This is a genomic window from Sediminicoccus sp. KRV36, assembly GCF_023243115.1.
Taxonomy (GTDB): Bacteria; Pseudomonadota; Alphaproteobacteria; order Acetobacterales; family Acetobacteraceae; genus Roseococcus.
The window spans coordinates 4544447-4567285 of record NZ_CP085081.1 but is presented as its reverse complement, the minus strand read 5'-3'; the positions used below and the strand labels follow the sequence as shown (position 1 = coordinate 4567285).

Annotated in this window: 25 protein-coding genes; 9 read left to right on the top strand and 16 right to left on the bottom strand. The window is 68.1% G+C overall.

The window, feature by feature from the left end; translation table 11 throughout:
- Positions 1-15 precede the first annotated feature (15 nt).
- The 5 genes from LHU95_RS21725 to LHU95_RS21705 all read right to left on the bottom strand — a co-directional run bounded on the left by LHU95_RS21725 (position 16) and on the right by LHU95_RS21705 (position 4250).
- The gene (locus LHU95_RS21725) at positions 16-603 is read right to left on the bottom strand and encodes a c-type cytochrome (RefSeq protein ID WP_248709038.1); all 588 of its coding nucleotides are present in this window, start codon (positions 601-603) and stop codon (positions 16-18) included.
- A complete protein-coding gene (locus LHU95_RS21720; RefSeq protein ID WP_248709037.1) occupies positions 600-1820 on the bottom strand; it encodes a PQQ-dependent sugar dehydrogenase in 1221 nt (406 codons plus the stop codon). Before LHU95_RS21720 ends, LHU95_RS21725 begins: the two co-directional genes overlap by 4 nt.
- 108 nt (positions 1821-1928) lie before the next feature.
- The gene (locus LHU95_RS21715) at positions 1929-2603 is read right to left on the bottom strand and encodes an amino acid ABC transporter permease (protein WP_248709036.1); all 675 of its coding nucleotides are present in this window, start codon (positions 2601-2603) and stop codon (positions 1929-1931) included.
- A 54-nt stretch (positions 2604-2657) separates the two neighbouring features.
- Positions 2658-3338 carry an amino acid ABC transporter permease gene (locus tag LHU95_RS21710; RefSeq protein ID WP_248709035.1) on the bottom strand — a complete coding sequence of 227 codons (681 nt, stop codon included), beginning with the start codon at positions 3336-3338 and terminating at the stop codon, positions 2658-2660.
- A 63-nt stretch (positions 3339-3401) separates the two neighbouring features.
- The gene (locus tag LHU95_RS21705; protein ID WP_248709034.1) at positions 3402-4250 is read right to left on the bottom strand and encodes a transporter substrate-binding domain-containing protein; all 849 of its coding nucleotides are present in this window, start codon (positions 4248-4250) and stop codon (positions 3402-3404) included.
- A 160-nt stretch (positions 4251-4410) separates the two neighbouring features.
- Between LHU95_RS21705 and LHU95_RS21700 the strand changes: the two genes are divergently transcribed.
- Entirely contained in the window at positions 4411-4614 is a 204-nt protein-coding gene (locus LHU95_RS21700) for a hypothetical protein (RefSeq protein ID WP_248709033.1), read from the top strand.
- 89 nt (positions 4615-4703) lie between these two features.
- Here the strand turns inward: LHU95_RS21700 and mtnA are convergent, their stop codons facing one another.
- From mtnA to LHU95_RS21685, 3 genes are all read right to left on the bottom strand, one after another.
- Positions 4704-5783 carry an S-methyl-5-thioribose-1-phosphate isomerase gene (gene mtnA / locus LHU95_RS21695; RefSeq protein WP_248709032.1) on the bottom strand — a complete coding sequence of 360 codons (1080 nt, stop codon included), beginning with the start codon at positions 5781-5783 and terminating at the stop codon, positions 4704-4706.
- Positions 5784-5850: 67 nt separating this feature from the next.
- Complete coding sequence (locus tag LHU95_RS21690; protein WP_248711601.1) at positions 5851-6306, bottom strand: UPF0262 family protein; 456 nt, start codon at positions 6304-6306, stop codon at positions 5851-5853.
- An 18-nt stretch (positions 6307-6324) separates the two neighbouring features.
- Positions 6325-6750: a DUF983 domain-containing protein gene (locus tag LHU95_RS21685; RefSeq protein ID WP_248709031.1), complete on the bottom strand. Its 426-nt coding sequence runs from the start codon at positions 6748-6750 to the stop codon at positions 6325-6327.
- A gap of 69 nt (positions 6751-6819) precedes the next feature.
- Here LHU95_RS21685 and LHU95_RS21680 point away from each other — a divergent pair, with 69 nt between their 5' ends.
- Positions 6820-7491 carry an aspartate/glutamate racemase family protein gene (locus LHU95_RS21680; protein ID WP_248709030.1) on the top strand — a complete coding sequence of 224 codons (672 nt, stop codon included), beginning with the start codon at positions 6820-6822 and terminating at the stop codon, positions 7489-7491.
- Between the two features lie 55 nt (positions 7492-7546).
- On the top strand, positions 7547-7945 hold the full coding sequence (locus tag LHU95_RS21675) for a ketosteroid isomerase-related protein (protein WP_248709029.1): 399 nt from the start codon (positions 7547-7549) through the stop codon (positions 7943-7945).
- A 9-nt stretch (positions 7946-7954) separates the two neighbouring features.
- Here the strand turns inward: LHU95_RS21675 and LHU95_RS21670 are convergent, their stop codons facing one another.
- The 3 genes from LHU95_RS21670 to LHU95_RS21660 all read right to left on the bottom strand — a co-directional run bounded on the left by LHU95_RS21670 (position 7955) and on the right by LHU95_RS21660 (position 11997).
- Positions 7955-9544: an ABC transporter substrate-binding protein gene (locus LHU95_RS21670; protein WP_248709028.1), complete on the bottom strand. Its 1590-nt coding sequence runs from the start codon at positions 9542-9544 to the stop codon at positions 7955-7957.
- Positions 9545-9576: 32 nt separating this feature from the next.
- On the bottom strand, positions 9577-11061 hold the full coding sequence (locus LHU95_RS21665; protein ID WP_248709027.1) for a M81 family metallopeptidase: 1485 nt from the start codon (positions 11059-11061) through the stop codon (positions 9577-9579).
- A 144-nt stretch (positions 11062-11205) separates the two neighbouring features.
- Positions 11206-11997 carry a S49 family peptidase gene (locus LHU95_RS21660; RefSeq protein ID WP_248709026.1) on the bottom strand — a complete coding sequence of 264 codons (792 nt, stop codon included), beginning with the start codon at positions 11995-11997 and terminating at the stop codon, positions 11206-11208.
- 55 nt (positions 11998-12052) lie between these two features.
- Between LHU95_RS21660 and LHU95_RS21655 the strand changes: the two genes are divergently transcribed.
- From LHU95_RS21655 to LHU95_RS21645, 3 genes are all read left to right on the top strand, one after another.
- On the top strand, positions 12053-12469 hold the full coding sequence (locus tag LHU95_RS21655; RefSeq protein ID WP_248709025.1) for a CoA-binding protein: 417 nt from the start codon (positions 12053-12055) through the stop codon (positions 12467-12469).
- 95 nt (positions 12470-12564) lie between these two features.
- Complete coding sequence (locus tag LHU95_RS21650; protein WP_248709024.1) at positions 12565-13290, top strand: DUF2076 family protein; 726 nt, start codon at positions 12565-12567, stop codon at positions 13288-13290.
- A 92-nt stretch (positions 13291-13382) separates the two neighbouring features.
- Positions 13383-14225, top strand: a complete 843-nt coding sequence (locus LHU95_RS21645; protein ID WP_248709023.1) for a LysR substrate-binding domain-containing protein — start codon at positions 13383-13385, stop codon at positions 14223-14225.
- A 67-nt stretch (positions 14226-14292) separates the two neighbouring features.
- On the opposite strand, the gene LHU95_RS21640 is transcribed toward LHU95_RS21645, so the two are convergent.
- From LHU95_RS21640 to LHU95_RS21625, 5 genes are all read right to left on the bottom strand, one after another.
- Positions 14293-15465: an acetyl-CoA C-acetyltransferase gene (locus LHU95_RS21640; protein ID WP_248709022.1), complete on the bottom strand. Its 1173-nt coding sequence runs from the start codon at positions 15463-15465 to the stop codon at positions 14293-14295.
- Between the two features lie 149 nt (positions 15466-15614).
- Positions 15615-15740 (bottom strand): hypothetical protein, encoded by a 126-nt coding sequence (locus LHU95_RS23410; RefSeq protein WP_283094275.1) that lies wholly within the window; start codon positions 15738-15740, stop codon positions 15615-15617.
- A gap of 35 nt (positions 15741-15775) precedes the next feature.
- Positions 15776-16381: a molybdenum cofactor guanylyltransferase MobA gene (mobA, locus tag LHU95_RS21635; protein ID WP_349292638.1), complete on the bottom strand. Its 606-nt coding sequence runs from the start codon at positions 16379-16381 to the stop codon at positions 15776-15778.
- Complete coding sequence (gene fdhD / locus LHU95_RS21630) at positions 16374-17246, bottom strand: formate dehydrogenase accessory sulfurtransferase FdhD (RefSeq protein ID WP_248709020.1); 873 nt, start codon at positions 17244-17246, stop codon at positions 16374-16376. Before fdhD ends, mobA begins: the two co-directional genes overlap by 8 nt.
- A gap of 19 nt (positions 17247-17265) precedes the next feature.
- Positions 17266-17727 (bottom strand): hypothetical protein, encoded by a 462-nt coding sequence (locus LHU95_RS21625; protein WP_248709019.1) that lies wholly within the window; start codon positions 17725-17727, stop codon positions 17266-17268.
- Positions 17728-17817: 90 nt separating this feature from the next.
- On the opposite strand from LHU95_RS21625, the gene LHU95_RS21620 reads away from it, so the two are divergent.
- The 3 genes from LHU95_RS21620 to LHU95_RS21605 all read left to right on the top strand — a co-directional run bounded on the left by LHU95_RS21620 (position 17818) and on the right by LHU95_RS21605 (position 22811).
- Complete coding sequence (locus LHU95_RS21620) at positions 17818-19359, top strand: acetolactate synthase large subunit (protein ID WP_248709018.1); 1542 nt, start codon at positions 17818-17820, stop codon at positions 19357-19359.
- 340 nt (positions 19360-19699) lie between these two features.
- Positions 19700-20746 (top strand): calcium-binding protein, encoded by a 1047-nt coding sequence (locus LHU95_RS21610; RefSeq protein ID WP_283094274.1) that lies wholly within the window; start codon positions 19700-19702, stop codon positions 20744-20746.
- A gap of 136 nt (positions 20747-20882) precedes the next feature.
- A complete protein-coding gene (locus tag LHU95_RS21605) occupies positions 20883-22811 on the top strand; it encodes a nucleoside-diphosphate sugar epimerase/dehydratase (protein WP_248709017.1) in 1929 nt (642 codons plus the stop codon).
- The last annotated feature ends 28 nt before the right edge of the window (positions 22812-22839 follow it).

Sequence of the window (22839 nt, the reverse complement as noted above, 5' to 3'; positions counted from 1 at the left end):
CCGGCAGGGCTCCGTTCAATCCCGCTGCGCGAGGTAATGCGCCAATGCGGCGATCTCCGCGTTGGACAAGCCCATCACGGCCCCGTTCATCTGGGTGTCCGGCCCCGCGCGATTTCCATCCCGGTACTGCGTCATGGCGTGCACCAGGTATTCCTCGCGCTGTGCCGCAACGCGCGGGATCTGGTTGCGGCCGCCATAGTCCGAGACATGGCAGGTGGCGCAGTGGCGCGGTCCGGTCAGCGCCTGGCCGGCGGCGACAAGCGCCGGGTCACGCGGGCGGCGATCCTCCGGCGGGCCAGGCGGCAATGTTGCGAAATAGGCGGCCAGGTCCTCGATGTCGCGATCGGGCAGATTGGCGGCGAAGGGGCTCATCACCGGCGCGTTGCGCAGGCCCTCGCGCAGCAGGATCATCTGGATCGTGATGAAATCCGCGGGCTGGCCGGCGAGTGATGGGATGTTTTCCGTCTGGCTGCGGCCATTGGCGCCATGGCATTGCGCGCAGGGGGCGGCGAGTTCGGCGCCGCGCCGTGCATCCTGCGCAAAACCCGCTGTGGGAATGGCGGCGGCCAGAAGGGCCGCCGCCAGCAGTCGAACCAGAATCACCGGCGATAGGTGATGCGATAGATCGCACCCATCTGCTCGCCGGAGACCAGCATCGAGCCATCGCGCAGCACATGCACCTCGGCCGGGCGGTCGAGGAAGCGCTGATTGGCATCGTCGCGCAGGCCGGTCAGGAATTCCTCGACGCGGGCCACATTACCCTGGGCATCGAGATGCGCCACGACCACGTCATAGCCTGAGAGACGCGAGCGGTTCCAGGAGCCGCGGCGGGCGATGAAGATCTGGTTGCGATACTGCTCGGGGAACATGGTGCCGGTGTAGAAGCGCATGCCGAGCACCGCGGTGTGCGGGCCGAGCAGGGCCGCGGGCTGCGCAAATTCGCTGCAGGCGCGGCCGCTATTGTGCTGCGGATCAGCCCAGGTGCCGAGGCAGAAGGGGAAGCCGTAATCCTCGCCGGAGCGGCGGACGCGCAGCAGCGAGTCCTGAGGGTTGTCATCGCCAATCCAGTCGCGCGCGTGGTTGCTGGCCCAGAGTTCGCGCGTCACCGGATGATGCGCCATGCCCACGCTGTTGCGCACGCCGCGTGCCTCGATGCGGCGGTCACTGCCATCGGGGCGGAACGAGACGAGCAGAGCGAACTTGTCGCGGTCGAACTCGCACACATTGCAGGGCGCGCCGACATTTGTGTAGATGCGGCCGTCAGGGCCCAGTTCCACGAATTTCCAGTGATGGTTGCCGCCATGCTCCTGCTCGGTCGGCAGGCCGAAGGCTGCGGTCATGTCCACCGGCGTCGGCGGGCTGTCCAGATTGGCCTCGACATTGTCATAGCGCAGCACGCGGTTGACGGCGAAGATGTAAAGGCTGTTGCCGATCATCACGAGGCCGCTCGGCTGGGCGAGGCCCTGGGCGAAGACGCGCGTGCGCGTGGTGCCGTCCGGATTGCGGGTGATGGCATAGACGCGACCAATGCCGCGCGTGCCGGCGAAGAGCGTCCCATTCGGCCCCTCGGCGATGGCGCGCACGCCCGGGATGCCATGGGCGAAGACCTCCGCCTGGAAGCCCTGCGGCAGCCGGATCGCCGCAACCGGCACCTGGTCGAGCGGCGTCACCGTCAGGCGCGGGGCGTGCGGCGCGAGGGTCGAGCCCTCGGGGCGGCCAATGGCCCAGCCGGGAACGGGGGCTGGTGCTGGCGCCTGGGCGAAGGCCGGCCCCGCCATCAGCAGCGCGGCCATGCCGAGGAGTTGGCGTCGGATTGTCATGATCTTCTCTCCCTGCTTCCCGTTTTGCGGATTCCCGGTTTGGGGCGTTCCGTCGCGGGCAATGCCATGGAAGGGAAGGACGAAAAACCTGTCCTTGCAAGCCCCACGTCACGCACGCCGCGCGAGTTGCTTGTTCTCCAGCTTCGAGAGCAGCCGCACCACTGGCCAGAGCAGGATGAAGTAGGCGACGGCCGCGGCCATGATGGGGGTCGCGTTGAAGGTGACGCTTTGCGCCTGCCGCGCCTGGAACAGCAATTCCGGCATGGCCACCACGGCGGCGATGGAGGTGAGCTTCACCACCTCCAGCGTATTGGAAATCAGATCAGGCAGCACATTGCGCACCGCCTGAGGCAGCACAACGAGGCGCATGGTCTGCCAGCGCCCCAACCCCATCGAGCGCGCGGCCTCCGATTGGCCAGGCGGCACGCTGGCGATGCCGGCGCGCAGGATCTCGCCGTAATAGGCGCCGGTGTTCAGGAAGAAGCCGATGGCGACGGCGGCAAAGGCGCTCACCTCCAGCCCCGCGAAGGGCAGGCCCGCATAGACGAAGACGAGCAGCACGAGCGGCGGCAATGCGCGGAACACATCCACCCAGGCCATCAGCGGCCAGCGCACCCAGGGGTTCTTCACGGTGGAAAGGATGGCCAGGATCAACCCGCCCACCAAGCCGAGCGGCACGACGACGGCCGAGAGCAGCAGCGTCTGCCCCAGCCCATCCAAGAGGATGGGCCAGGCTTCCAGCAGGATCGGGATATTGAAGAAGGCGTCGATGAAGTCGTTCATGGGCGGGCCGGGCGCGGCATGCGGAGAGGTGGATGGTTGAGCGGTCGCATGGCCCTAGCGCCTCGCCCGGTAGTGCTGCTCGACCCAGCGCCCGGCGATGACCACCGGCAGGAACAGGATGAGATAGGCCACCGCCCCCAGGGTCAGCGGCGTCGGGTTGAAGGAGAAGGAGACGCCGGCCTGGGCCGCGCCCAGGATCTCCGGCACGGCGACGACGGATGCCAGCGCGGTGCCCTTGGTGATGGCGATGGTGCGATTGACCAGGGGCGGGATCACCATGCGCACCGCCTGGGGCAGCACGACCAGCCCAAAGGTCACGAGGAAGCCGAGGCCGAGGCTGCGTGAGGCCTCCCACTGGCCCGTCGGGATGGCGGTGATGCCGGCCCAGAAAATCTCCTCCGCGAAGGCCATGAGCACAAGCGAGAGGGCCAGCCAGGCGGCCACGAAGCCGGACATGGAAATGCCCGCCGCCGGCAGCCCGAAATACAGCAACACGATGATGACCAGCGGCGGCAGTGCGCGAAAGAGATCCACCGCGAAGATGATCAGCCAGTTCACCGGACGTACGCCCAGGGCGCGGATCACCGCCAGCACCAGCCCAACCAGCACGCCGGTCACGATGATGCAGCCGGCCAGGGCCAGGGTCAGCCAAAGACCCTCGATGATCTTTGGCGCGTATTGCGCGGCGACCCGCGCGTTCAGGAAGCTGTCGGCGAAGCGATCCCAGCCGTTCATTCACCCCTGCCCGCGATGCGCAGCCGGCCAATCCATGTTTCGCATCGCGGGGAGATCACCGCCTCAGTTGCAGCGAGGATTCTGCGGCGTCGCGTCATGGCCGGGCAGGCCGGGCGGGCCATAGCCCGGGAATTCCATCACCTCGGCCTGGTCGGGACCAGGGCGGTTGCCGAACCAGCGCTCGCTGAGGCGGGCGATGAAGCCATCGCGCTTCATGCAGGTCAGCACATCCTCCACCTGGTTGCGCAGCGCGCCGCTATCCTGGCGGAAGGGCGTGCCCCAATGCAGCCGCGTGCCGGGCAGCACGAAATCGGCGACATATTGCTGGGTACGGGACGCCGAGTAGCGCACCACCGTATTGCCCGAGAGATTGGCATAGGCGCGGCCCTGGATCACGGCCTGCACCGCATCGGGCTGCGTGTCGAAGGCGAGCAGCGTCAGGTTCAGCCGCTCGGCATTGCGCGTCACCCATTGCTCATAGGGGGTGCCTTTGTTCACGCTGATCGTCTTGCCGCGCAGATCCTCTTCCGAGCGGATGGGCGGCGTGCCGCGGCGGATGCCGAATTGCAACTCCGTCCAGAGATAACCTTCGGTGAAGAGCAGGCTGGCCGCGCGCTCTGGCGTCACGGTCGTGGGCGCGCAGAGGAAGTCGTAGCGCCCGGCATTCATCGCGGGGATCAGCCCGGAGAAGGAGGCGCTATCGATCACGATCTCACGCCCCATGCGGCGCGCGACCTCGCGAAACAGGTCAATCTGGAAGCCCTGCACGCCGCCTTGCAGCGAGGGGAAGGCGTGCGGCGCGAAGGTGCCGTCCACGGCACAACGCAGCGGCGGCTGGGCGGCGGGGGCCTGGGCGAAAGCAGGCGTGGCAGCAGCGGCGGCGAGAGCCGCGGCCAGGAGAAGGCGGCGCATGGAGAACCTCATGATTCAAATTCGGCGACAGAATGTTCCACCGCTTTGCGGCGCGACGCAACTTGCCTGCGCCCTGGGCAAAACTGCCTTGAAATTGCCTCCCTTCGTCCCTCTTGCCGCCTGAAGACCGCGGCAAAGCTTGGTTCAGGAGATCATCACCATGCAACGCCTCGGCCTCACTCTCGTCCTCTTCGGCCTCACGCTCATTCTGGGTGTGGTGGGCGTGATGTTGACCGATGGGCTGGCGCCGGGACGCGTGGCGCCCGGCTTCGCCGCCATGGCGGCCGCCATGGGCGGCGTGATGCTGGTGGCCGGGCTGTTCGGGCTGGAGCGCGGGCGGGATGTGCGCCGGCCGCTGAGCTGACCGTCTGGGGCGTTGAAACACGGCGCAAGGCGTCGCACTGAAGACGAACGGGGCTATGGCGCGCCACGGCCCACCTTGTTGAGGCGCCCTCAGGCCTTCTCCGGATACATTCCGAGCAGAGCCGCTTCATTCGCAGCCGTGCGACCACGCTCGGTGATCAGGCCGGTTACCAGCCGCGCCGGCGTCACGTCAAAGGCCGGGTTGGCGGCGGGGCTGCCGGCGGCCACCACGCGCACCGTCTCGATCCGGCCATCCGCCGTGCGGCCCGTCATTTCCGTTACCTCGGCACCGCCGCGTTCCTCGATGGGGATCTCCGCCACACCATCGCGCACGCGCATGTCCAGCGTGGAATGTGGCAGCGCCACCCAGAAGGGCACGCCATTGTCCCGCGCGGCCAACGCCTTGAGATAGGTGCCGATCTTGTTCGCCACATCGCCGGTGCGCGTCACGCGATCCGTGCCGACGATGACGATATCCACCTGGCCATGCTGCATGTAATGGCCGCCCGCATTATCGGCGATCACCGTATGCTTCACCCCATGCGCGCCCAGCTCGAAGGCGGTCAGGGCGGCGCCCTGGTTGCGCGGGCGGGTTTCATCCACCCAGACATGCACATCGAGGCCCGCATCATGCGCCATGTAGATGGGCGCGAGGGCCGTGCCCCAATCCACCGTGGCCAGCCAGCCGGCGTTGCAATGCGTCAGCACATTCACGCGGCCCTTCCTCGCCGCGATCTCCTGCAGCAACGGCAGCCCGTTCTCGCCGATGCGGCGGCAGGTCTCGGCATCGTCATCGGCGATGTGCAGCGCCTCGGCATAGGCGGCTGCGGCGCGCAGCTCGGCGGGCAGGTTGTGCAAGCGGGCGCGCTGGCGATCCAGCGCCCAGCGCAGGTTGATGGCGGTGGGGCGGGTTTCGTTCAGCGCTTCCAGAACAGCATCCAGCGTCCCGGGCGCCGTCCGCATGGCCAGCGCCACGCCATAGGCGGCGACCGCACCGATCAGCGGTGCGCCGCGCACCTGCATGGACCGGATGGCGTGGGCGGCCTCTTCCCATGTGGTCAGGCGGATCTGCTCCACGGCCCAGGGCAGTTTGGTCTGGTCGAAGATGCGGACGGACCAGCCATCGGCGTCGAGCCAGACGCTGCGATAGGATAGGCCGTCAATCTTCATGGGAAGCTCCTGGTTCCGGGCCGCTTCTCCTGCTGCGGCCCGCGGGGCACGTCAAGCCGCGCCCGTCTCACACCCGCTGGTGCAGCGCCGCGATCAGCGTGAACAGGCGCCGCGCCGTTTCGAAATCCACCGCGATGCGGCCTTCGAGGCGTGTGGTCAGCAATTCCGCCGCCTCATTGTGCAGGCCGCGCCGGCCCATATCAATCGCCTGCACGCGCGCATCCATGGCGCCCGAGGTGACGGCCTGCTCGTGGTTTTCCACCAGCATCAGGTAGTCCTTGATCAGCCGCCGGAAGGGGCCGAGCACGAGGATGATGGCGCGCAGCGGCCCGTCATCCTGGTCCCGGATATCCAGGATCAGCCGACCCTCCCGCACGATCAGATGCAGTGCGAAGGGGCCGGGGCCCAGGCCCTCGGGCGCGAAGCGGTTGCCGCGCAGCAGATCCTCGATCGCCTGGCGGCGATCCGCCTCGGCATAGGCCGAGGGCGGCGGTGGTGCTTCGGGCAGTTCGATGCGGATCAGGTGGCGGTCGGGCACGGCTCAGCCCGTGGTCTCGTTGCCGAAGCCGAAGCGGCTCATCAGCCCCACGGTCGCGCCCTTGACGGGGCGGAGCAGCAGCGTGGTGACGATGGCGAAGGTCGGCACCCAGACCGCCATCTGGATCCACATCTCCGGCGAATAGTGCCGCTCGATCCAGAGTACCGGCGGCAGCAGCAGATGCCCCACCAGGAAGATGGTGAAATAGGGCGGGGCGTCATCCGCCCGCAGCTTGCCGAGCGGGGCGTGGCAATGTTCGCATTCGGCCACCACGCGCAGATAGCCGCGAAACACGCGCCCCTCGCCGCAAACCGGGCATCGGTTGCGCGCGCCGCGCCACAGCGACACGCGCAGCGGCGGCAGGTCTTGCGGCGCGTCCGGGACCGAGCGGTCCGGCTGCCAGAGGGTGGGTGGGGCGGTATCGGGCATGTTGCACTGCACAAATGGACTGAATGGTGGAGTGTGGCAAGAAAAACCGGTTCCTGCCATGCTCATCCCATGCATGGCCGCATCCTCATCATCAATCCGAACTCCAGCCGCTCCTGCACGGAGGGGATCCGCGAGGCTGTCGCCTCCTTCGCCGGGCCGGGCATTCCGCGCATCGAGGTGACCCAGCTGGATGAGGGCCCGCCCGCCATCGTCACCTGGCGGGACTGGTTCGGCGTGGCCGAGCCGCTGTGCCGCCGCGTGGAAGCTGAGGCGGCGGAAGCCTACGTCATCGGCTGCGTCAGCGATCCGGGGCTGGAGGCGGTGCGCGGCGTGACCAACAAGCCGGTGCTGGGCATGTTCCGCTGCGCGGTGGCTGCCGCACTCACCCGGGCGGAGCGCTTCGGCATCATCGGCTTCACCCAGAAATCCCTGCCGCGCCAACGCCGCGCCCTCGATTCCATGGGTGTGACAGACCGCATGGCCGGCTGGATTCCGCTCGACCTGCCCATGCATGTTCTGACCGACCCCATTGCCCCCCAGGGGCGGATCGCGGCGGCGGCGCGGCAATTGGCCGATCAAGGGGCCGAGGTCATCATCCTGGGCTGCGCTGGCATGGCAGGGCATGTGGGCGTCACCATGGAAGCCAGCGGCCTGCCCGTGATCGAACCCTGCCAGGCGGGGGCGGCGGCGGCGGTGCTGGCGGTGATCGGCGCCCGCATGCCGGCCCTGCTGAGCGCATGAGCCCCCGATCGGTGGAGGGCGGCGAGCCCCGGCGCCGCGCATCGGTGGCTGAGCCATGAGCGATGCCTTGCTGCGGCGCTACTACGCCGCCTTCAATGCGGCGGATTGGCCCGCCATGCTGGATTGCCTGACCGAAGACGTGGCGCATGACATCAACCAGGGCGGGCGCGAGATCGGCCGCCCGGCCTTCGCCGCCTTCCTCCAGCGGATGGAGCGCTGCTATCGCGAGCGCGTGGCCGATCTGGTGGTGATGGTCAGCGCCGATGGCACGCGCGGCGCCGCGGAGTTCACCATCCATGGCACCTACCTCGTGGCCGATGAAGGTCTGCCGCCGGCGCATGGACAGGCCTATACCCTTCCGGTCGGCGCGTTTTTCGAGCTGCGCGCGGGGCGGATCGCGCGCGTCACGAACTATTACAACCTGACCGACTGGCTGCGGCAGGTGGGCGGCTGAGCGGCCCGCCTACCCCCGCCGCACATTCCAGAACACATGCACCGAGCCGTTCAGCGCGCCCTGCAGGTCGTTGCGGATGGCGCTGTCCTGGAAGGTCTGGCCGAGCGGGATGATGGGCACCATTTCCAGCGCGCGCCGCTGCGCTTCCAGGAAGGCGGCGTTGGTGGCCTCGGGCGTGTCCGCGTTCAGCCAGGCCTGGGTGAGTTCCTCGGTGCGCGGATCGTTGAACCAGCCCCACCAGCCGGCATCGCCGATGCCCCGCGTGGTGGTGTTGGTGGCGGGATTATCCACCGAGATGGCCGGCCAATTGGTGCAGGCGATGCTCCAGCCGCCTCGCTCGACCGGGTTTTTCGAGATGCGGCGCTGCACCACCGTGCCCCAATCCAGATCCTGCAAATCCACATTCATGCCGATGCGGCGCAGCAGATCCGCGACCAGCAGGCCATGCGCACTGATCGAGGGGATGTCGGTCGGGTTGAGGATCACCACCCGCTCCCCCTTGTAGCCGGCCGCGATCACCGCCTGCCGCGCCGCCGCCACATCGAGCGAGCCGATCACCGATTGGCCGATCTCACTGACGCCCGGCATGCCGCAGGGGAACATGGCGCGGCAAAGGCGGCCATCCTCCGGCTTGGCCGTGATCGCCTGGATGAAGGGCCGCTGGTCCACCGCCCGCATCACCGCCTGGCGCAGGGCCAGGTTGTCGAAGGGCGCCGTTGCGTGGTTGAAGCGCAGCATCGAGACGAGGCCATAGGGATCGCCCCGGAACAGGCTCACCCGGCGATGCGCGGCGAGTGCGGCGGCCAGGTCCGGCAGGACGGAGCCCAGCCAATCCACCTCCCCCGCCTGGATGGCGGCCGTCGCGGTCGCGGGGTCAGGCAGGACGTGCCATTCGACGCGGTCGAAATTCATCACCTTGCCGCCCGCCGTCCAGGAGGGCGCCTCGGCGCGCGGCGCGTAATCGGCGAAGCGCTCATAGACCATGCGCGAGCCCGAGACGTATTCGCCGCGCACGAAGCGCAGCGGGCCGGAGCCGACCATCTCCGTGATCTGCGTGGTCGGGCTGGTGCGGGCCAGGCGCTCGGGCATGATGAAGGCCGGCGAGGAATGCGACTTGCCGATCGCCTCCAGCAGCCGGTTGAAGCGCCGCGTCAGCTTGATGACGATGGTGCGGTCATCCGCGAAGCCGAAGCTTTCGGTGGCAGCACCCAGCGCCTGGCCGAAGGCGTCGCGCTTGGACCAGCGGTTCAGGCTCTCGGCGCAATCGCGCGCGCGCACCGGCTCGCCATCATGGAAGCGCAGGCCCGGGCGCAGCGTGATCCGCCAGGTCAGCCCATCGGCCGAGACGCTGTGGCCCTCGGCCATCTGCGGCTGCGGCCGCATTTGCGCATCCATCCCGTAGAGCGTGTCGAAGACGCAATAGCCATGCCCGATGGTGACGGCGGCCGGCGTGAAGACGGGATCGAGGATGGAAAGGTTGGTGCTGGGCACATAACGCAACAACCGTGTGCGGTTCTGCGCCAGCGCCGGTCCGGACAGCAGGGGCCCAGACAGCAGGGGTGCCGTGGCCGTGGCGAGGAGGGTTCGGCGCTGGAGCATGTTCGGGCATCCTGGATGGGGTGGCGGGCGGTTCAGTCCAATCGCGTGGGCGTGGCCATGTCATCGGCGGGCCAGAAGGGGCGGCGGCGCTGTTCCCAGGCCACATCCTGCAGGCGCAGCGGCGTGGCCCCCGGCCCGTGCAGCGCGATGAAGCTGACACCGGGGCCCAGCAGCTTGCGGTAATTCATCAGGTTCTTGAAGGAGACGAGCTTGCAGCCGGTGATGTCCACGCCGCAGGCGGCGTAATGCTCGTCCATATGCTCATAGACGGCGTGGCTCGCGACCAGCAGCCGCAATCCCCCCACGCGCAGAACAGCGGTACGGCCCAGCCGCCCTGTACCGCCCGAAACCGGCCCACCCACATAGGTGAAGCTGCCCTCACAGAGACGTTCCACCCGCGCCGTCAGGCGCACAGGCTGGAACCAGCGCCGGTCCTGCCAGGCGCCGATGGCGAATTCCGCCTCTGCCCCCAGGCCGAGTTCGAAGGCGCGCGCCGCCGCCTGCGGGTCAACCAGGCACAGCGCGGAATCGGCCTCCGGCGCATGCGCCAGGATGGCGGCCAGCAACGCCGGGCCATCGCCCGAGGCACCGCCGCCAATGGCATCCGGCGCATCCACCAGCAGCACGCGGCCCGGCATGGCCATGGCCGCCTGCACGGCCTCGGCCGGGGTCATGGCGGGAAGCTCGAAATCGCGCCGGCGCTGCCACATCTCATCGAGGATGATCTGCGCCACCGCCTCGGCCACCGCCGGGTCGGCATCGGTCACGGCGAGGCCGGTGATGCCCACATCGGCCATGTCGAGCCAGGGCTGCACCGGGAAATAGCTGACAGAAAGCGCGCGGCCCTCGGCCTCCAGCGCCCGCGCATGGGCCGCCACATGGGCCATCGGCGCATCGCCCAGCGTGGCGCCACCCAGCACCGGGACGATGGCGTTGTATTTGCGCATGCGGGTGACGGGGCGGATTTCGCCGCGCAGGGCGCGCAGCAGCAGCCCGGCCGCGCAGGCGCCGGTGCGATAGGCATCCACATGCGGATAGGTCTCATAGCCGACGATGATCTGCGCGGCGGCCACCATGCGCGGCGTCACATGCGCATGCAGATCGAGGCTGATGGCGATGGGAATGGCCGGCCCGATCCGCGCGCGCAGCGCTTCCAGCACCGCGCCCTCGGGGTCCTTTTCCGTGCCGCAGATCATGGCGCCATGCATGGCGAGGTAGATGCCATCCAGCGGCAGCGCCTGGGCGATGCCGTCCACGATGCGCGCGCTGGCTTCGGCGAAGAAGCCATCCTCCACATGTCCCCCGGCCCCGCCCTTGGCGGCGTAGATGGGGATGATCTCGGCGCCCGCTTCCCGCAGGGCGTGGACGCCGCCGGTCAGCGCCAGGTCCTTGCCCTCGATGGCGCGGAGCAATGCCGCGCCCTCGAAGATGCCGATGCGGGCAAAATCCTCGCGCCGTTCGATACGGAGAGAGAGGCTGTTGCCCTCGTATTCGAAGCTCGCCACGGCGACGCGCATGTCAGGCGCCCGGCAGGGAGATGTCATTGGGTAGCGCGGCATCTCTTGGATCGGCGGCGGGCATCGCGGCTGGAACTCCTGTCGCTGGAGATGACAACCCATGCGGCCGGCTGGCAAGCCTTCTGCCCCGGATCGGCGCGGCGCCTATAATCCGAGCCGGGCCCAGGCCGCCCTTTCCTCCAGCGCGGCCACGGCGCCCGGCAGCAGGTTCATCGGAAAGCGCCGCTTGCGGGCGCCGATGGGAATGAGCTTCACCTTTTCCCCGAAGCGCTTCCTCGCCTCGCCCTGGGCATCGCCCAGCCCGTCACAGAGCCCCAGTTCCAGCGCGCGGCGGCCGATCCAGAAACGGCCATTGAACAGCTCCTCCTCGCTGGCCTTCAGCCGGGCGCCGCGGCGTGCGCGCACCCAATCCTTGAACTCCACATGCAGCTCCGCGAGCAGGGAATCCAGCCGCGCCACATCCTCCGGGTTCTGCGGCCGGAATGGGTCATTGCTGGATTTGTCAGTGCCCGCCGTGCGGACCCGCCGCTCGATCCCCAGCCGCCCCAGCGCCTCCGGAAAGCCGAAGCCGGCGGAGATGACGCCGATGGAGCCCAGCACGGAGGCCGGGTCGGCGATGATCTCATCCGCCGCACAGGCGATCCAGTAGCCGCCCGAAGCCGCCGCATCCTCGCAGATCGCGATGACGGGCACCTTTTTCTCGGCCGCCCAATGCCGGATGCGCCCGGCGATGAGCGAGGATTGCACCGGCGACCCGCCCGGCGAATTGATCGCGAGGAACACGGCGGCGAGGCGCTTCAGCCCGAAGGCGCGCGCCAGAATGGGTTCAAGCCCGGCGGCATTCAGCCCGCCAAAGGGTCCGGTGCGGGCGGCGATGATGCCCTCCAGCCGCACAAGCGCGACGACGGGAGGGCGGGGCGAAAAGGGATTCCACATGCCTGTTAAGTGCGCCCCTGCTGCGCGCGAACAAGGCCTCGGCTATGCTCGCCCCATGGACATCCGAGAATTGCTGCTCACCACCCGCCGCATCGCGCTGGTCGGCGCCTCCGGCAAGCCGGACCGCGCCTCCTTCCGCGTGATGCGCTTCCTGCTGGACCGTGGCTACCACGTCATACCCGTCAATCCGGGCCTCGCGGGGCAGGAGATCCTGGGCCAGCGCGTGGTGGCCAGCCTGGCCGAGGCAGCGCCGCTGGATCTCGTGGATGTGTTTCGCCGCAGCGAGGAGGCGGGCGCCGTGATGGATGCGGCGGTGGCGCTGGGGGCGCGCGGCGTCTGGCTGCAATTGGGCGTGATGGACGAAGCCGCCGCCGCCCGGGCCCGCGCGCGCGGCGTGACGGTGGTGATGGATCGCTGCCCGGCCATCGAATGGGGGCCGGCTGGCCTGCCGGACCGCATTCCCGAAACATGACGGTTTGCTAAACTTCTTGAAATGCGAAGCGCGCCGGGCCACATCGCGGATCATCCAGGGCGGCCAGAACCGCCCCTTCTGGAGGGAAGGACACCATGACTGACGAAGAACGCCGGATCATTTCCGAGTATGTGATGCGAGTCGCTGGCGTGCAGCAGGCCGGCGCAGCCGTGTCCAGCAGCCCCTGGGGCAGCCGTATTCCGCAGACCGGGGCCGCGCAGCCCGCGCCCAACCTGCCGCCGATCGAGCCCGCCGCCGATGCCTTCATCGCCGAGCTTTTCGCGAAATACCCCGAGGCGCGCTTCCGCCTGACGCAGACCGCCTTCGTGCAGGAACACGCCTTGGTCGCCGCGCAGAACCGCATCCAGGAGCTGGAATGGGAGCTGGAGGCACAAACCCGCCAGGCCCAGGCCGCCAATAGCCGGGGCTTCCTGGGGCTGGGCGGCTCCCGCCCCGCGCCCATGCCGCCGCGGCCGCAGCCCATGCAGCCGCCGGGCGGCATGATTCCGCAGCGCCAGGGCCCGGGCTTCCTGGGCACGGCGCTGATGACGGCGGCTGGCGTGGCCGGCGGCCTCGTGCTGGGCAATATGCTGATGAATGCCTTCACGGGTGGTGGTTCGGCCGCGGCGGCCTCGGCCGGCGGCGGTGCTTTCGGCCAGGAAGCGGTGCCGACCTCCTCCGCCTGGACCGATCCGGGGGCCGCGGCCAATTCCGGTTGGGGCGGCAATGACGCATCCTCGGCCGGCTATGATAATGGCAGCCAAGATGACGCGACGGGCAGCTATGATGATGCCGGCGGTGGCTACGACGAGGATATCTAGGCCGTGTTGGCCTCCCGGGCTCCGGCGCCGGGTTGAAAAGGGCGGCTTCGGCCGCCCTTTTTTTTCTGCGCGGCACGGCCGATAAGCGTCGCATGCGCATTCCCGATCTTGATCTCGACCTGCTGCGCGGCTTCGTCACCGTGGCCGAGCGCGGCGGCTTCACTGCGGCCGGGCTGGCCCTGGGCCTCACCCAGTCGGCCATCAGCCTGAAGGTCAAGCGGCTGGAAGAGTTGCTGGGCAAGCCGGTCTTCACGCGCGGGGCCAAGCAGGTGGCGCTGACGCGTGAGGGCGAGACGCTGCTCGCCTATGCCCGCCGCATGCTGGCCTTGAACGAGGAGGCGGTGCGGCGTTTTGTCGCCCCGCCCATGGCGGGCAAGCTGCGCCTGGGCGTCGCGGATCATTTCGTGCCGCGCCACCTGGCCCCGGCCCTGGCGCGCTTCACCCGCACCTGGCCGGATGTCCGCATCGAGGTGGAGGTGGGCCGCAGCCATGACCTCCGCGCGGCCTTGGGCCGGGAGGAACTGGATCTCGTCCTCGGCAAGCGGCGGGATGGCGAGACGGAGGGCCGCGTGATCTTCGCCGAAGCGGTGGTCTGGGTCGCCGCCCCCGATTTTGAACTGGCGCGCGAAAGGCCGCTGCCATTGGCCATGCTGCCGCAGGGTTGCATGTTCCGTGACCGCGCCCTGGCGGCCCTGGCCCGCGCCGGCATCGGGCATGAGGTGGTCTACACGTCACCCAGCCTGATGGGCATCGCCGCCGCCGCGCAGGCTGGCTTCGCCCTCAGCGTGATGGGGCGCACCGGGCTGCCCGATGGCCTGGTGGAGCTGGACGGCCTGCCGCCGCTCGGCACCGCGGAAATGTGCCTCTTTGGCGACGCCGCCGGCCAGTCGCCCCTGGTCGAGCCGCTGTTGAATGACCTGCGTGCGGTGAGCTGACCGGCGGATCACACGGCCAGCAGCGGGAGGCGCCATGAAGGCGCCCCCGCAAGCCAGTCTGCTGCGCTCAGTCCCGCTGCAGGCACATGGCGACACCCATGCCGCCGCCGATGCACAAGGTCACCAGGCCGCGCTTCGCATCGCGGCGCTGCATCTCGTAGAGCAGCGTGGTCAGCACGCGCGCGCCCGAGGCGCCGATGGGATGGCCGAGCGCGATGGCGCCGCCATTCACATTCACCTTGTCGGTGTCCCAGCCGAGATCCTTGTTCACGGCGCAGGCCTGGGCGGCGAAGGCCTCATTCGCCTCGATCAGATCCAGGTCGCCCACCGTCCAGCCGGCCTTGGCCAGGGCCTTGCGGCTGGCCGGGATCGGCCCCGTGCCCATGATCGAGGGGTCAACACCCGCCGTCGCCCAGCTCACGATGCGGGCCAGCGGCGTGATGCCACGGCGGCGCGCTTCCTCGGCCGACATAACCACGACGGCGGCCGCGCCGTCATTGATGCCCGAGGCATTGCCCGCCGTGACGGTGCCTTCCTTGTTGAAAGCGGGGCGCAGCTTGGCCAGCACCTCGGCGGTGGTTTCGGGCTTGGGATATTCATCCTCGGTGACGATGGTGTCGCCCTTGCGGCCCTTCACGGTGACGGGCGCGATCTCCGCCTTGAAGCGGCCGGCGGCCATCGCCTCTCCCGCCTTGCGCTGGCTGTTGGCGGCGAATTCATCCTGCTCCTGCCGGGTGAGCTGGTATTTCTGGGCCACATTCTCGGCCGTGTTGCCCATGTGGTAGCCATGGAAAGCGTCCATCAGCCCGTCGCGCAGCATGGTGTCCACGAGTTCCAGGCTGCCCATCTTCGTGCCCGAGCGCATCTGCGCGCAATGCGGCGCCTGGGTCATGCTCTCCTGCCCGCCGGCAACGACGATGGTCGCGTCTCCGCTGGAAATCTGCTGGGCGGCGAGTGCGACGGCCCGCAGGCCGGAGCCGCAGAGCTGATTGATGCCGAAAGCGGTGGCCGAGGCCGGGATGCCGGCATTGACGGCGGCCTGGCGCGCCGGGTTCTGCCCCGCGCCAGCGGACAGGATCTGGCCCAGGATCACCTCATCCACATCGGCGGCGGCCACGCCCGCGCGCGACAGCGCGGCCTCGATCGCGACCTGGCCCAGGGCATGGGCGGAGAGGCTGGCAAAGGCCCCGTTGAAGCTGCCGACCGGCGTGCGCGCGGCGGATGCGATGACGATGTCCATTGGCGAAAACCCTCCGAGGAATTGATTGGCCCCAGTCTCGCGCTTCGCACCCCTGGGCGCAACCGCGGCGGCTCACCCAGGGGAAGCGCGCGGCCGGGCGGCTCTGCCCTCGGCGCCACAAGGCGCTCGGGAGCGATTTATTCTTTGGCCTAAAGGCGAACCCCCGTGGTGGCGAAGCGCTCATCCACGCTTTCCTGCACGCGGGTGTCGAGCACGAAGGCGGCGGCAGCGGCGAGGATCGCAGCGGCAATGATGCCGGTGATGACGGACTTCATGATCTTGCCTCCCAAAGCAATAAACTGGCTGTGGGTTACGGCCAAACGCCCTGCCTGAGCAAGAGTAACGCGGCCTCGGCCAGTTCTTCGGGCGTATTCGCGTTGAAAAACGGGTCATGCGGCGCGTCCGGCCACTCCGCGACGGCAACGCCGTGGCGGGCGGTCCAGCGGTCAATCTTGCGCTCGCCCGCGGTGATGGCTGCCCTGAGGGCCGCGGCCAATTCGCGCGGCCACAGGGCGATGGGCGGATGGGTGAAGCCGCCCGAGGCGGCGCAGGCCATGGGCGTTCCCGCGGCCTCCCGCGCCGCGTGCAGCCGCGCCACCAGATCCAGCGGCAGGAAGGGCGAGTCGCCCGGCACAGTGATCACCCAGGGCAGGGGCGAGGTCTCCATGGCGGCGAGGATTCCGGCCAGCGGGCCGGGATGATCCGGCAGCGTATCCGGCAGAACGGCCAGGCCATAGGCGGCAAAGCGGGCCGGGTCGCCATTGGCGTTGATCGCCAGGGCGGCGCATTGCGGGCCGATCCGCGCGATCACATGATCCAGCATCGGCCGGCCGGCCAGCAGGCGCAAAGGCTTGTCGCCACCGCCCATGCGCCGCGCCAGGCCGCCGGCCAGGATCACGCCGAAGCTTTCAGTCACTGTTCTTGCGCCAATGCCTGGCACTCTCTTCCTCGACATAGCGCGGGTCGGCGTCGAAGACGACGCGCGCCTCGCCCGCCAGCACGGTGAAGCGCTTGCCCTTGCAGCGGCCGATCAGCGTCAGATTCGCCTCGCGCGCCAGTTCCACCCCCCAGGCGGTGAAGCCCGAGCGTGAGAGCAGGATGGGAATGCCCATGCGCACCGTCTTGATCACCATCTCGGAGGTGAGGCGGCCGGTGGTGTAGAAAATCTTGTCATCGCCGCTGATGCCCGCGCGGAACATCCAGCCGGCGATCTTGTCCACCGCGTTGTGGCGGCCGACATCCTCCATATAGCACAGCGGCTGGTCGGCCCGGGCCAGAGCGCAGCCATGGATCGCACCCGCTTCGAGATAGAGCGAGGGGATGGTGTTGATCCGGTGCAGCAGCCGATAGAGATCGCTGGTGCGCAGCATGACGGCGGTGGAGAGCTTCACCGCGGCAAACCCCTCCATCAAATCCCCGAAGGCGGTGCCCTGGGCGCAGCCGGAGGTGAGGGTCTTCTTCTTCAGCTTCTCCTCGAAATCGGTGCGCCCCTCGGTGCGCACGACGACGACGCCGAGATCTTCGTCGTATTCGACATGGGTCAGCCGATCTTCGGGCTGCAACATGCCCTGGTTGAGCAGATAGCCCACCGCCAGATCCTCCGGGCGATCGAGGATGGTCATCATGGTCACGATCTCCTGCCCGTTCAGATAAAGCGTGAGGGGACGTTCCATCGTGACGCTGGTCTCGATCACGGCGCCATTGTGATCGAGGCCGCTGACGCGGCGCGTCAGCCGGGGGTCGGCGGGGTCGGGGCGGACCAGGAGGTCGGGGGTGTCCATCGCCGCCGATATGGGGCCATCAGCCCCGGACGGCAAAGGGCCGCAGCAGGAAGGCGGTGCCGAAGCCCCAGGCGCCGTTCAGAAACGCGATCCGAAGCAGGGTTTGCTGATTGCCGCTGGCATAAAGCGGCAGGTCCTTGAGCTGCGCGACCAGGGTGACGGCCGTGGCCGTCAGCGCCAGCGCGCCGAAGATGAAGCCGAAGGGCAGGTCGTCAAAGGGCAAATACCGGATGAGGATGGCGAGCAGCACGCCCCACAGCCCACCCCAGAACGCCTGGGACGCAATCGCAGGCACGCCCCAGGGTGCCACCGGCGCGAAATTGTAGGGCTGCGGCGCCTGGCCGAACCATTCGATCAGGATCGGCAATTTGGCCGCGTGATAATGCAGCAGCAGCTGCGTCGTCTGATGAAAGGCGATGACCGAGATCGCCCCGCAGAGGAAGCCGAAGAGCAGCGTCTTGCGTTTGACCGAATGTGCCATTCGAGCTCGCTTCCCTTGCGCCCCGCATCTTGCCCGTCAGGCATCTCTGGCCCAGGCTGCGCGAGACGTCCAGTCCCAGGGAGAATTCGCGTGAACGGTGCCGAAAGTCTTGTGCACAGCCTGCTGAAGAGCGGCGTTGAGGTGTGCTTCTCCAATCCTGGCACCAGCGAGATGCATTTCGTGGCGGCGCTGGACCGCATCCCGGGCATGCGCTGCGTCCTCGGCTTGCAGGAAAATGTGGTGACCGGTGCCGCCGATGGCTACTGGCGCATGACCGGCAAGCCGGCCGTCACGCTGCTGCATTGCGGCCCGGGCCTCGCGAACGGGTTGTCCAACCTGCACAATGCGCGGCGTGCGCGCTCCGGCATCGTCAATTGCGTGGGTGACCAGGCGACCTATCACCGCCCCTATGATGCGCCGCTCACCGCCGATACCGAGGGCTTCGCCCGCGGTGTCTCGCAATGGGTCCGCACCAGCACGAAGGCGACCGAGGTGGGCGCTGATGCGGCGACGGCCGTGCAGGCGGCCCGCACCTCACCCGGGCAGATCGCCACCATGATCCTGCCCTCCGACACATGTTGGGATGAGGGCGGCGTGGTGGCCGAGGCACTGCCCGTGCCCGGCGTGCCCCAGGCGGAGATGCATGCCGTTCGCAACGCGGCGCGCGTGCTGCGGGACAAGAAGAATGTGCTGGTGCTGCTCGGCGGCACCATGGGCACGAGCGAGGGCGCGCAGATCCAGGCCAACCGGATCGCGGTGGCGACCGGCGCGCGGCTGCTGGCCGAGACGTCGAACGCCAAGTTCCAGCGCGGTCGCGGGCGGCTGCAGCTCGAACGCGTGCCCTATCCCGCCGACATGGCGATCAAGAATCTCGCCGCCGTCGAGCATATCATCCTGGTTGGTTCCAAGGCGCCGGTCGGGTTCTTCGCCTATCCCAACATGCCCTCGAAGCATTACCCCGAAGGCGCTTCCATCACCGTGCTGACACGGCCGGAGCAGGACGCCGAATCCGCCCTGCGCGCCCTGGCCGAGGAAATCAGTGCGCCACACGTGGAGATGCCGGACCCCGGCCCGCGCCCGCAGGCCGAGCGAGGCGCCCCCACGCCCGAGGGCCTGGCCCGCACCGTGGCGGCGATGATGCCCGAAGGCGCCATCATCGTGGATGAGGCGGTCAGCTATGGGCGTGGCTTCTTCCCGCATACGCATGCCGCACCCAAGCATGACTGGCTGCAGATCACTGGCGGTGCCATCGGCTGCGGCGTGCCGCTGGCGACGGGGGCGGCCATCGGTGGTGGCGGCCGCCGGGTGATCGCGCTGCAGGCCGATGGCTCGGCCATGTACACCGTGCAGGGACTCTGGACCCAGGCGCGGGAAAAGCTGCCGGTCACCACGATCATCCTGTCCAATCGCAAATATCAGATCCTGATTGGCGAATACCAGAATGTCGGCGCCAATCCGGGGCCGACGGCGATGAACATGCTCGATCTGGGCAACCCCGATATCGGCTGGGTGAAGCTGGCCGAGGCGATGGGGGTGGAAGCCGCCCAGGCAACGACGCTGGACCAGGTGGCGGATCTGATGGCGCAGAGCTTTTCGCGCGCCGGCCCCTTCCTGATCGAACTGGTGATCTGACGGGCATGCTCGCAAAAAATTACTGAAATTTAATTCGATGAATGGCCGCAACAGTGCAACCTGTTGCGGCTGCGAGCGCATAGCTGCCTGAGATGATTCTGCCCATCTGATAGATTTTTCACAATAATGGACAAACTCCCTCTCAGCAGTCGCGCTTTGGAAGAATTTACTCGAAAATTGAAACGCCCCTTTCTCTAGAAATGGATGCCCTAGAAATTTGCAACCCAGGGATGTTTGAGATACGGTTTTCACCATCGGGGGTTGGTTTTTTTCAGGCCCCGATGGGCTCTAGCTGGAGCGGTATCGGGGCGTTCGAGGCCTCATAATGTGAGGTAAAACCATGGTTGTTTTTCGCGGTACAGCGCTTGCGGATTTCATCTCGTCCGGGACACTGCCTCCGGGAATTACGCTCTTCGACCTGCTCGCAGGCAATGACGCGTTCTTCGGATCGGCAGTTGCGGATATTGTCAGCGGCGGTGACGGCAACGACTCGCTCTACGGTTATGGCGGCAATGATCTGCTCAAGGGTGGCGCTGGCGATGACGTGCTCGACGGCGGCATCGGCAATGACACGCTCTTCGGCGGCATCGGCAATGATTACCTGATTGGCGGGGACGGCGCTGATTCGCTCGCTGGTGACGGTGGCAACAACACGATTTACGGCGGCAACGGCGCGGACATCATCACGGCCGCGAACGGGGCCGATTTCATCTCGGGCGACGCTGATAATGATGTGATCGACGCTGGCGGCGGCAACAACACCGTGTATGGCGGCACCGGCAATGACCGCATCACCACCTGGCACGAGAATGACTTCGTCTCCGGCGGCGATGGCAACGACACCATCATCGCCGGCAATGGGACCAACTTCGTCTATGGTGGCGAGGGCGCCGACAGCATGACGGCCGGTAACGGCGCGGATTTCATGCAGGGCGATGGCGGGAACGACTGGTTCTCCTCCGGCGGCGGCAATGACAGCATCTATGGTGGTCTCGGCAACGATACGATCGATGCCGGTACGGCCAATGATTTCGTGGATGGTGGCGCCGGTGCGGATTCCATCCTGGGCGGTACGGGCAGCGACACCATCTATGGTGGCACCGAGAATGACCGCATTGACGGCGGCGCCGGCCCGGATGTGCTGAACGGCGGCCCCGGCAATGACACCTTCATCTTCGCCAAGGGCCAGGCTGCCGGGGACGTCATCAACGACTTCTTCGGCAATGGCGCGGGTGCCGGTGATGTCCTGCGCTTCACGGGCTTCGGTCCGGGGGCTACCTTCAGTTTCGCCGGCGGCGGGCTGTGGCAGATCGTGGATGGCGGTGCCACCGAGACGATCAATCTGGGCGGCGCGGTGATCCACGCATCCGATTATCTTTTCGTCTGACGACATTGGAGCTCGATGAGCTCTGGGGCGTGCCGCTTCGGTGGCACGCCTTTTTTGTGGCTGCACGGGTCCAGCCCGTGGCGCATCGTGCAGCTGGCTCTTTCGGCGCCGGCCTGGAACCGCCTATAAGTGCAGCATGCCCTGGGCCTCTTCGCGCGTCCTGCTGAACCTGTCCCTGGATGGCCTGCTGGCCGTCCTTGCGCTGCCGCTTGCCCTGTTGCTGGCCGGCCCGGGAAGCACTCCGCCCCATGGATGGTGGGGTCTGGCCTTGCCTCTCGCGGTGTTGGTCCTGGCGCCGCCCGGCTGGGCCCTGGGCTTGCCGCGCCAGTATTGGCGCTATTCCGGCGTGCAGGATCTGCTGGCCGTGCTTGGCGCATGCGTGGTCGCGGCCTTGCTCTTCACCGCGACGCTCTGGCTGGCCGGCCAGTGGCATTCGCCCAATCTGGCGTTTCCGGCGCTGCATGCCGTGGCGTTGACCGGGCTGCTGGGTGTGCCCCGCCTGGTCGGCCGCGTCCGCGCCATCCGCCGCGCCGCCGAGGAGGGCGGGACGCAGCCCGTGCTGGTGGTCGGCGGGGTGGATCAGGCTGATCTCTTCATTCGGGCACTGGCGCAGGAGCGCCGGCCCGCCTATCGCGTCCAGGGCATCCTGGCGCGGCGCTCGCGCCAATCCGGCCGACGGATCCAGGGCCATCCCATCCTCGGCACGCTGGAAGAGACCGACGCCGTGCTGGAACGCCTGCGCGCCGAAAGCCGCCTGCCGGCGCTTCTGGTGCTTGCTTCCCCCGATCTCAACGGCGCAGCGCTGGAGGCGGTGCTGGATGCAGCGGACCGCCACGGCGTGCCGATCCGTCGCGCGCCCCAGCCTACAGCCCTCGGCCATGCCGCGCGCGGCAGGGATGAAGCGACGCGCATCGATCTGCGCCCCGTCTCGATCGAGGAATTGCTCGACCGTCCGCAGGTTCCACTGGACCGTGAGGGGATGGCCCGGCTGGTGCAGGGGCGCCGCGTGCTGGTTACCGGCGCGGGCGGCACGATTGGTGGCGAATTGGCGCGGCAGGTGGCCGCCCTCGGGCCTGCCATGCTGACGCTGCTCGATCACGGCGAATACGTGCTCTACGAGATTGACCTGGAACTCTCCGAGCGCCATCCCAATGTGCCGCGCCGCGCCATGCTCGCCGATGTGCGGGATGAGGCGCGGATGCGCCGTCTGATGGAGGAAATCCGCCCCGAGCTGGTCTTCCACGCGGCGGCCCTCAAGCATGTGCCGATGGTTGAGAATGATCCCCTGGAGGGTCTGCTCACCAATGCGCATGGCACGCGCATCGTGGCCGATACGGCGCGGGCGGCCGGTTGCGGGCTGATGGTCTTCATCTCGACCGACAAGGCCGTGAACCCGACCAGCGTCATGGGGGCCTCGAAGCGCCTCGCCGAAATGTATTGCCAGGCGCTGGACCGGGATGCGCGCGCCACGGGCCAGGGCATGCGCTGCATCACCGTGCGCTTCGGCAATGTGCTGGGCAGCACCGGCTCCGTCGTGCCGCTGTTCCGCCGGCAATTGGAGCGCGGTGGGCCGCTGACAGTCACGCACCCCGATATGCGGCGCTATTTCATGACCGTGCGCGAGGCGGTGGGCCTGGTGCTGCAAGCCGCCGTGGTCGGTGCCGTGGACCGTGACGATGCGCCCCCGGAACTCCGCGAGGGCGGGATTTTCGTGCTCGACATGGGCAGCGCGGTGAAGATCGTGGACCTCGCGCGGCGCATGATCCGGCTCGCCGGCTTGCGGCCCGAGGAGGATGTGGAAATCCGCTTCACCGGGCTGCGCCCCGGCGAGAAACTCTTCGAGGAAATGTTCCACGGCCAGGAGCCGCCGCGCCCCACCCAATTCGATGGCTTGCTGGTGGCCACGCCGCGCACGGCCGATGCCGCACTGGTCGGCCGCGCGCTGGACGAGATCGCCGCCGCGGCGCGCGGTGGGCATGGGCGCATGGCCCTGGCGCAGCTGGCGCGGCTGGTGCCGGAATTCGACCATCAGGACGGCAAGGCTGCGCAAAAAAGCAGCCTTTGACGACGGGCTGACACCTTCGGTCACACGG

Excerpts from the sequence above, each read along its gene's own strand:
- LHU95_RS21625 (WP_248709019.1), bottom strand. The coding sequence starts at position 17,727 with ATGGCACATTCGGTCAAACGCAAGACGCTGCTCTTCGGCTTCCTCTGC.
- LHU95_RS21640 (WP_248709022.1), bottom strand. The coding sequence starts at position 15,465 with ATGGACATCGTCATCGCATCCGCCGCGCGCACGCCGGTCGGCAGCTTC.
- LHU95_RS21715 (WP_248709036.1), bottom strand. The coding sequence starts at position 2,603 with ATGAACGACTTCATCGACGCCTTCTTCAATATCCCGATCCTGCTGGAA.
- LHU95_RS21700 (WP_248709033.1), top strand. The coding sequence starts at position 4,411 with ATGCAACGCCTCGGCCTCACTCTCGTCCTCTTCGGCCTCACGCTCATT.
- LHU95_RS21675 (WP_248709029.1), top strand. The coding sequence starts at position 7,547 with ATGAGCGATGCCTTGCTGCGGCGCTACTACGCCGCCTTCAATGCGGCG.
- LHU95_RS21650 (WP_248709024.1), top strand. The coding sequence starts at position 12,565 with ATGACTGACGAAGAACGCCGGATCATTTCCGAGTATGTGATGCGAGTC.
- LHU95_RS21670 (WP_248709028.1), bottom strand. The coding sequence starts at position 9,544 with ATGCTCCAGCGCCGAACCCTCCTCGCCACGGCCACGGCACCCCTGCTG.
- mtnA (WP_248709032.1), bottom strand. The coding sequence starts at position 5,783 with ATGAAGATTGACGGCCTATCCTATCGCAGCGTCTGGCTCGACGCCGAT.
- LHU95_RS23410 (WP_283094275.1), bottom strand. The coding sequence starts at position 15,740 with ATGAAGTCCGTCATCACCGGCATCATTGCCGCTGCGATCCTCGCCGCT.
- fdhD (WP_248709020.1), bottom strand. The coding sequence starts at position 17,246 with ATGGACACCCCCGACCTCCTGGTCCGCCCCGACCCCGCCGACCCCCGG.
- LHU95_RS21710 (WP_248709035.1), bottom strand. The coding sequence starts at position 3,338 with ATGAACGGCTGGGATCGCTTCGCCGACAGCTTCCTGAACGCGCGGGTC.
- LHU95_RS21645 (WP_248709023.1), top strand. The coding sequence starts at position 13,383 with ATGCGCATTCCCGATCTTGATCTCGACCTGCTGCGCGGCTTCGTCACC.
- LHU95_RS21705 (WP_248709034.1), bottom strand. The coding sequence starts at position 4,250 with ATGCGCCGCCTTCTCCTGGCCGCGGCTCTCGCCGCCGCTGCTGCCACG.
- LHU95_RS21660 (WP_248709026.1), bottom strand. The coding sequence starts at position 11,997 with ATGTGGAATCCCTTTTCGCCCCGCCCTCCCGTCGTCGCGCTTGTGCGG.
- LHU95_RS21610 (WP_283094274.1), top strand. The coding sequence starts at position 19,700 with ATGGTTGTTTTTCGCGGTACAGCGCTTGCGGATTTCATCTCGTCCGGG.
- LHU95_RS21680 (WP_248709030.1), top strand. The coding sequence starts at position 6,820 with ATGCATGGCCGCATCCTCATCATCAATCCGAACTCCAGCCGCTCCTGC.
- LHU95_RS21685 (WP_248709031.1), bottom strand. The coding sequence starts at position 6,750 with ATGCCCGATACCGCCCCACCCACCCTCTGGCAGCCGGACCGCTCGGTC.
- LHU95_RS21655 (WP_248709025.1), top strand. The coding sequence starts at position 12,053 with ATGGACATCCGAGAATTGCTGCTCACCACCCGCCGCATCGCGCTGGTC.
- LHU95_RS21720 (WP_248709037.1), bottom strand. The coding sequence starts at position 1,820 with ATGACAATCCGACGCCAACTCCTCGGCATGGCCGCGCTGCTGATGGCG.
- LHU95_RS21605 (WP_248709017.1), top strand. The coding sequence starts at position 20,883 with ATGCCCTGGGCCTCTTCGCGCGTCCTGCTGAACCTGTCCCTGGATGGC.
- LHU95_RS21665 (WP_248709027.1), bottom strand. The coding sequence starts at position 11,061 with ATGCGCGTCGCCGTGGCGAGCTTCGAATACGAGGGCAACAGCCTCTCT.